Genomic DNA, 7,684 nt, shown 5'->3' on the forward strand with positions numbered 1-7,684 from the left:
GGGCGTACGGGCTCGCGGGCGTACGGCGGTCAGGCCAGGTAGGGCTCGAAGTCCCAGTAGGGCCGGGTGCGCTGGCGGGCGGAGATGGTGTGCGGGTGCTGGGCGCCGAGGGTGCGGGTCAGGGCCAGCAGCCCGTCCTCCTCCAGCTTGCCCGCCTCCTCCTGCTCCCGGGCCGCCCGCAGGTCCGCGGCGAGCGCCACCTGGCAGGAGAGGGTGAGCGGATGCTCCTCGCCCAGCATGTGCCGGCTGCGGCGCAGGGTGTCCCGGCTCAGCTCGACGGCGTCGCCGATCCGGCCGTTGAAGTTCCGGGCGCTGGCGGCGTTCAGCGCGCAGCCCAGGACCCACGGGTGGTCCTCGCCCAGGGTCGCGGTGAGACCGGCGAGGGCCGCCTCGAACATCGCCATGGCCTCGGCCCGTTCCCCGGCGGACTGCATGACGAGCCCGGTGTTGGAGACCATGCCGGTGGCGACGGGGTGCGCGGGGCCGAGGAGCGCCCGGTAACCGGCCTCCGCCTCGTCGATCAGCTCGCGCGCCTGGCTGAGGTCGCCGTGCTCGCGCAGGTAGTTGCCGTACTGCGTGAGGAAAGCCAGGGTGCGGTAGTGCTCCCGGCCGTGCAGCCGCACGAGCTGTTCCAGCAGGTCGGCCATCGCGGGCCCGGTGTCCTGGGTGTGGCTGCCCTCGCGCCGACGGCACATGAGCAGCTGCGCGCGCGCCTCCAGGGTCTGCGGATGCTGCGCGCCGAGCACCTGTACGTGCAGGCGGACCACCGGCTCCTGGCTCGCGAGCGCGTCCCGGTAGCGCCCCTGCAGACGCAGGCAGTGGTTGACGGCGCTGCCCGAGTTGAGCGTGCTGACGTGCCGGGCCCGCAGCACGTTCTCCCGCCGGGTGCGGGTCTCCAGGTCCAGCTCGTAGGACTCGGCGTACCGGCCTAGGAGACGCAGCCCCACGCCCAGGTTGTGCCGGGCGATCAGGGTGGCGGCGTCGTCCGGGCCCAGGAGCCGGGTGGTGCCGTCGAGGATCTCCTGCTGGAGTGCGTGGGCCTCCGTGTACCGCCCGAGGTGCCGCAGGCCGTTGGCCATGGCGCTCTTGGTGGTCAGCTCGCCGAGTTCGTTGCGCTGCGGCGCGGCCTGGAGCCGCTGCAGATAGGAACGGTCCAGTTCGTAAGCGTCCCGGAACCTGCCGATGGCCCGCAGGACGTAGCTTTCCTGCGTGTTCAGTTCGAGCATGGGCGGGGAGAGCGGATCCAGCAGGCGGGACCAGCGGTCGCGGATCTTCCGGGCCAGCTCCAGACCGGCGTTGTACTCGCCGCTGCGGTAGCAGTACCGCAGGCAGTTCAGCACCAGCTCCTGCACCCGGGGCTGGCTGCTGTCCAGGGCGCCGGACGGCTCCAGGTGCGGCAGCAGCTCTGCGTACCGGGGCCAGCTGCGGCTGTCCACGGGGCTGCGCGGGTCCGCCTCCGCGAGCAGCGTACGGACCGCCCTGCGGTGGAGGACGCGGCTGTCCTCGCTGGTCAGCTTGGAGACGATGTCGTGGACCAGCCGGTGCATGTGCACCGAGTCCTGGTGCGGGCCGGTCTCGGTGCCGAGGGGGCCGCGCGTCTCACGGGTCAGCACCGAGTAGTTGGCCAGTGTGTCCAGGGCGCGGGTCCACGCGGGCAGGTCGGTGGCCATCCACCGCAGCTCCTCGGGGAGGTCCGCCCGCGGGTAGCCGCGGATCAGGCCGAGCGGGATCCGGCCGGGGGCGAAGGACGTGCACAGGCTGAGCACGTCGATGGCCTGCGGCTGGGCGCGGCGGAGCCGGTTGAGCAGTATCGACCACGAGGTCATGGAGGACTGCGGGAAGCCCTCGCCGGTGGCGGGTTCGTCGACGGTGGAGAGCCTGCGCTCACGCACCATCCGCAGGTACTCGGGCACCTCCATGCGGGACTCGCCGAGCCAGGAGGCGGCCTGCACGAGCGGCAGCGGAACGTCGCCGAACTCGGCGGCGACCTCGTCCGCCTCCTCCGCCGTGATGTGGGGGGCCCGGCGCATCAGGTAGCCGGTGGACTCCGAGCGTACGAAGGAGGGGATGTCCAGTATGTCGCTGTACTCGTTCCAGGCACGGTTGCGGGAGGTCACCAGGACGTGCCCGGTGCCCTGCGGCAGCAGGGCACCGATGCCCTCGGTGTCGTCCCAGCCGTCGAAGATCAGCAGCCAGTTCCCGTGCGGCTCGCCCCGCCGCAGGGCGTCGCGCACCGCGCGGATGCGCTCGCCCGGCTCGCTGCCGATGGGCAGGCCCAGCTCGACGGCGAGTTCGCCGAAGCGATCGCGCTGGACGTTGCGGTCGTCGGAGTTGACCCACCAGACGACGTCGTAGTCCGGGCTGAACCGGTGCGCGTACTCGGCCGCCAGCTGGGTCTTGCCGATGCCCGACATGCCGAGCAGCGTGCAGACGGAGGCGTCGCGTTCGGCGTCGGCGAGGCGCTGGTGCAGCTCGGTGAGGAGGTCGTCGCGGCCGGTGAAGCGCGGGTTGCGGCGGGGGACCTCGCCCCAGATCTCGCAGCGGGTGTCGGGGTAGCGGGCCCGGCCGGGCAGGTTCCGCGGGGCACGGCGGCGCTCCAGGCCGAGCCGGCTCAGCAGGCGCTCCTCGGCGGCCCCCTCGTTCAGGCCCCAGAGGCTGGCCGGCTCGAGGACCGCGGTGGCCGGCAGCAGCGGCCGGTTGGTGAGGTTGACCGCGGCGAACCGGTCGGCGTGCGCGGCGACGAGGCCGCGCAGCACGTCGTTCCACTCGCCCGCGGGACGCGGTCCGAGTTCGAAGAACCAGTCGCTGAGCACGAGCAGCACCCGCCCGCTGGACAGCAGCAGGTCACCGAGCGCGTCCTCGAGCGGGACCTCACGCCGTGGGTCCCAGCGTTGCAGCGTGACCCGGTGGCCCTGCCGCTCCAGGAACCGTTCGATCCACGCCGCCCACGAGCGGTGGTAGCCGGGGAAGACCACCAGGAAGTGCTCGGAGGCCGCCGCACCGTCCCCGCCCGACCGCCGCTGTTCCGCCATCGCCGCTCCCTGTTCCCGTGTCCACGCACCCTCGCGCACGCGCCTGCTCAACGTAGCGCAACCACCTCGCCACCCACCGTCACCGCGAGTGCCGGGCCGCCGCCTTGCCGAGGTGTGCGTGCCGCCTGCCCATCTCCCCGACGAACTCCCGTCCGGCAGAGGTAAGTTCATCGGATTCACGGAGGATCGACAAGCCTTCGCCGACCTCTCCTCGGTATGTCTCGAACCGCTCGTCGGCCCGTCGCCGCCACGCCGCGGGCATGCCCGGCCCGGTCGCCGCACGCGACCATAGGTCGGTGAGGGCCAGGTGCGCGTACACCCCCTGGAGCACCCCGGGGACGGGGCGCGGATCGGGACGCCATCCCACACGGTGCAGCGCTCCCGTCTCCGGGCGGCACAGGGGCAGGACCTCCTGGAGCGCGGCCAGCTTGGTGTGGTGGGCCTCGTGCACCAGGGACTCGGTCAGCTCGGGTGCCTCGGCCGGCAGCTGGGCCAGGACGGCGCCCGGAGCCGCCCGGAGCGTGGCGCTCATCGGGACGCCGTCGCACGTCGGCGGGTCCAGCGGCACGACGGCCCGGAGCACCGTCCTCGTCTCCGCCGCACGCCCGGGGTCGGTCGCCGTCAGCAGCGCCTGGGCCTCCCGCCATCGCTGGGCCCAGGCCCGCTCCGCGGAGTGCGGACGGCCGGCCGCGGGCAGGGCCCCGGGACCGATACCGTGCGGCGGCACCCGATAGGGGTCCAGGTCGTCGAGGACGACCGCGCTGCCGGGCAGGGCGCGGAGCGCGGACCATCCGGAACCACCGCCGGGCCGGCGGGGCGCCCGGGGCTCGGCCGGTGCCGCACGGGGTGCCAGTACTACGTGATCGCGGCCGGCGGCGTCCGCGATCCGCACCAGACCGGCCCGGCCGCTGATCCGGACCCGGCCCGTGGGGCAGCGCAGTACGCCGAGGCCCGGCAGGGACAGCACGCCCGTCCGTACGGTGCGGGTGTCCCCGTCCACGCACCCCGCGCGGACGGCCGCGGCGACGGCGACGCCGCGGAAGTGCGCCAGATGCCTCTCGAAGGCCGGCCCCTCGGGCGCGCCGAGGGCCGCGGCGAGCCAGGAGCCGGTCATCGGGTAGTCGACGACGTCCCGGACCGCGGCGGCGTCGGTCCGTTCCGCCCGCTCCAGCAGGGCCCAGTCCGCCGCGAACTCCCGGCGCGCACCCGGCGTGACATCGCTCATCCGTGCGAGCCTGACGAGCAGGGACTTGAGGAGCAGCAGGCGACGGGAGTGCAGCGCGGCACGCAGCGCCGTGGTGCACCCGGGCGTCGGCCGGGTCCTCGCCAGTTCCGCGAGGACGGCGGGCGGGACGGGCACCGAAGTCATCCCGGGGCGTCCTCACCATGTCCGGGCGCCGTACGTCCGGCCGAAAACGACCCGTCGCCGGGCTCGTCGCCGGCGACCTCCCCGGCGACGTACCAGACGTCCGTCAACGCGCGGGGGTCCCCCAGCGCCCGGTCGACGGCGTCGATGAGCTCCGGGTCGTTCATGGCACGCAAGGTCCGCAGGTCGACGTCGGCGAGGTCACCCGAGGTGGCCGCGGCCCGCCCGGCGTGTCCGCCGCTCCCGGCCGCCCTCTTCCCCTGCTCCCCCACGGTCCGCTCCTCCCCACCGACGCCCGCCCCGCGCAGTCGCCGTAGCTGCCCAGTTCTTCCCGACGCGCCGGTAACAGAAACCCTGTTCGGATCAACTCCGGTCAGCTTCGGCCTGGTTGGCCCGCCACTCCGTCCACGGGTACCAGGGCGGTGCCGTCCGGCCCCACGCCTCCCCCGGCAGCGCCCACGCCGTCACCGGCCGGCCTGAGCCCGCGGCCAGCTCCTCCTCCTTGGCGCGCGTCAGCTCGGCGTCGTCCCGTTCGGCCTCCCGCAGCTCACCGGCCAGCCGCTGCCACTGCTCCCCGGCCGACCGGTACGCCGCCCGCGCCGCACCGGGACGCCCCATGAGGGTGAGCACCGCCCCGCACCCGTGCCGCGCCCTGGCCGCCGTCACCGAGCCCGGGTCGGTGCCGTGGGCCAGCTGTGCCTCCCGCTCCGCCTGCTGGTACGCCTGCAGGGCGTCGACGAGCACCGGTGTGCCGGCGCGGTGCCACCCTTCGAGGCGGACCCGCCCGAGCTGGAGCCAGGTCTCGGCCCGTACGGCGGCGTCGGCCGTCACCCGGGCCGCCTGGCCGAGCAGGTGACGGCTCTCGAACAGGTCCGGCAGGAAACCCAGGTGCCGGAAGCGCTGGGCGAGGGCGCTGCCGACGAGCCCCTGCAGCCGGCCCCGCTGGGCGGACCGCGCCGGCACCGCCCGCAGCGCCTCGCGCAGCACGTTCTCGGCCCGGTCGACGGTGCCCGCGCCGTCCGGCGCGGAGGCACGCCGGAGCAGCGACTCCCCCCAGGCGATGAGGAGTTCGCCCCGCCGGGGGCTGTCGGCGGGCGCGAGCACGACGGCCGTCCCGTACGCCTCGTCGGCTTCCTGGCTCTCGCCCGCCGCGTCGTGGAACGCGGCCCGGGCGGCGAGGAAGGCCGGCCGGAGCGCCGGATCGTCACCGGCGGCCCGCTCTGCGCGCAGGAGCGTGTCACGCGTCTCGGCGGCATCGGCGCCGGCGGCGCGCAGCGCCCGGACGAGGTCGAGCAGGGCCGGGCCGCGCACGGCGGCCGGGGCGCCCTGCCGGTCCAGGAGGGCGCAGGCGTCGCGCAGTTCCCGGGCGGCCTCCGCGGGCCGCCGGAGGTCGAGGAGGAGTTGCCCGCGGCGCAGCAGCCGGGCCGGGTGCGTGCCGGCGGGCCAGTGTGCGGCGTCCCGCTCCAGCACCTCGAGCGCGGCCGTCAGCTGCCGCTCGTCCCCGGTGAGGCGGCCCAGCTCGTGCCGGCAGGCGGCGAGTTCCAGTGCCGCGCCGGCCCGCTCGCGGCCGTCCGCCGCAGTGGCTCCGTGGGCGGCCGCGAGCTCCTCGGCGGCCGCGCGCAGCAACTGCGTCCGGCGGCCTTCGGCGCGTGCCACCGCGGTGCCGGCCTCGGCGCGCAGCACCCGGCCGAGGACCAGCCGGGCCCGTCCGCGGTTCCCGTCGTCCGGTGCGGAGCCGGTGTGGGCGCCGTGCGCGGCGGCCTCGGCCTGTTCCCGCGCCCGGTGCAGCACCGCCGGGTCCCCCAGGGTCCGCCACTGGCCGAGCAGTCTCTCCGCCTCATCCAGGGGCTCGGGTGTGACGAGGTCGGGCACGTAGTGGCGCAGGACGCGGGCGGGCACCCGCGCGAACAGCTCGGCCTCGGTGCCGCCGGCGGTGTCGTCGCTGCGGTCGTCGGCCGTACCGCCGGTGCCGGTGGCGGGCCCGTGGCCGGCGAGCCGGGCGGCGGCGAACGCGGCGAAGTTGCGGGTGCCCTTGCCGAAATGGCGTTCCACGTAGGCGGAGCAGTGCTTGAGGACCAGTGAGGCCGTGTCCTGGTCGAGGGAGTTCAGCAGCAGTTCCTGCACCCGGCCCGGGTAGGCGAAACAGGGCTGCGCCTCGGTCCCGGGCAGTTGCCGCAGCACTCCGCCCAGCAGCACCTCGGCCAGCTCCATGGGTCCGGTGTCCGGCAGCATGGCCCGCTGGACCAGCTGCATGACCGGCAGGGTGAGCGGTGCCGCGGCGAGGTACACGGCCAGCCGCAGGGCCCCGGGCGAGGCGTCGGCCCGGAAGGCGCGCAGCAGTTCCTCGTCGCCGGCCGGGGCGGTGTCGACGGGCGGCAGGGCGCCGGGGGTGGTCCAGGCCGCCCAGGCGCGCTCGCTGGTGGGACCGGCGCCGGACAGCAGCCGGGCCCAGGCGGCGAAGGCCTCCGGCGTCGGCTGGAGCACCGGTACGGGACGGGCGCCGACGAGGGGCCCGTCCCAGGGCTCCTCGTCCGGCTGGAAGGAGACGGACCCGCCGGGTCCGGCGGCCCTGACCAGCAGTCCGGGTTCGGCGGGCAGCGCGGTGCGGTCCCACAGGCGGGGTGGCAGTGGCTGGACGACGGCCAGCGGAGAGCTGCGCGGCCAGTCGTGCAGCAGCCGCTGCGCGCTCCCGCTCCGCCAGAGGGGACCGACGCAGTCACTGACGACGAAGGTCAGCCGGCGGCCCGTCGGGTCGTGCAGTTCGTCGGCGGTCCGCAGCCGGGTGCGCCGGCCGGGGCCGGCGGTGGTGCCGACGCGGGGGGCACCGGACCCGTCGGCGTACAGGTGGTGGACGCGGACGGCGGCGAAGGCACCCGACTGCTGGCAGGCCTGCCGCAGCTCCTCGGCCAGCTCCTCCCACACGGCCATGGCGGGGCCCGTGTCCACCAGCAGCTGGACGTCACAGCGGTGGCGGCGGCCGTGGCGCGGGACGGGCAGGAGGATGCCGCTCGCCGCCGCGCGCTCGGCGGTCGCCTCCTCGTCGATCCCGTCGTCCCGGGGGGTCGTGGAGGGGGCGCGGTAGCGGCCGAGGATGCGTAACGCCCGCTCGAGGCCGAGGAGCCCCGGCAGCGCGGTGGCGGTGGGGACGCGGACCGGGAAGGCGGGCGGCGTACCGTCGGGCCCGCCACCGGGCGGGCGGCGCGCCGGTGGCCGGGTGCCGCCGGCCGTGTGCAGGGGCACGGTGGCGGAGGGAGGGTCCGTGCCCGCTCGCCGGTCACCGGCCGCG

Annotated in this window: 4 protein-coding genes; all 4 read right to left on the reverse strand. The window is 75.7% G+C overall.

Translation table 11 applies throughout. The features are described from left to right. Positions 1 to 29: 29 nt before the first annotated feature. Positions 30 to 3,032, reverse strand: coding sequence for an FxSxx-COOH system tetratricopeptide repeat protein (gene fxsT / locus UW392_RS23515; RefSeq protein WP_320777073.1), 3,003 nt, complete (start codon positions 3,030 to 3,032; stop codon positions 30 to 32). Positions 3,033 to 3,111: 79 nt separating this feature from the next. Further along, complete coding sequence (locus UW392_RS23520; RefSeq protein WP_320777074.1) at positions 3,112 to 4,401, reverse strand: aKG-HExxH-type peptide beta-hydroxylase; 1,290 nt, start codon at positions 4,399 to 4,401, stop codon at positions 3,112 to 3,114. Further along, positions 4,398 to 4,670, reverse strand: a complete 273-nt coding sequence (locus tag UW392_RS23525) for a hypothetical protein (protein WP_320777075.1) — start codon at positions 4,668 to 4,670, stop codon at positions 4,398 to 4,400. The genes UW392_RS23520 and UW392_RS23525 overlap by 4 nt, the downstream gene beginning before the upstream one ends. A 91-nt stretch (positions 4,671 to 4,761) precedes the next feature. Next, positions 4,762 to 7,684 (reverse strand): SAV_2336 N-terminal domain-related protein (locus UW392_RS23530; RefSeq protein ID WP_320777076.1); only part of this gene is annotated, 2,923 nt, incomplete at its 5' end.

The organism is Streptomyces sp. CRN 30, from assembly GCF_034105845.1.

Bases quoted from the DNA above. Each gene is read 5' to 3' on its own strand.
- fxsT (WP_320777073.1), bottom strand. From the start codon at position 3,032: ATGGCGGAACAGCGGCGGTCGGGCGGGGACGGTGCGGCGGCCTCCGAG.
- UW392_RS23520 (WP_320777074.1), bottom strand. From the start codon at position 4,401: ATGACTTCGGTGCCCGTCCCGCCCGCCGTCCTCGCGGAACTGGCGAGG.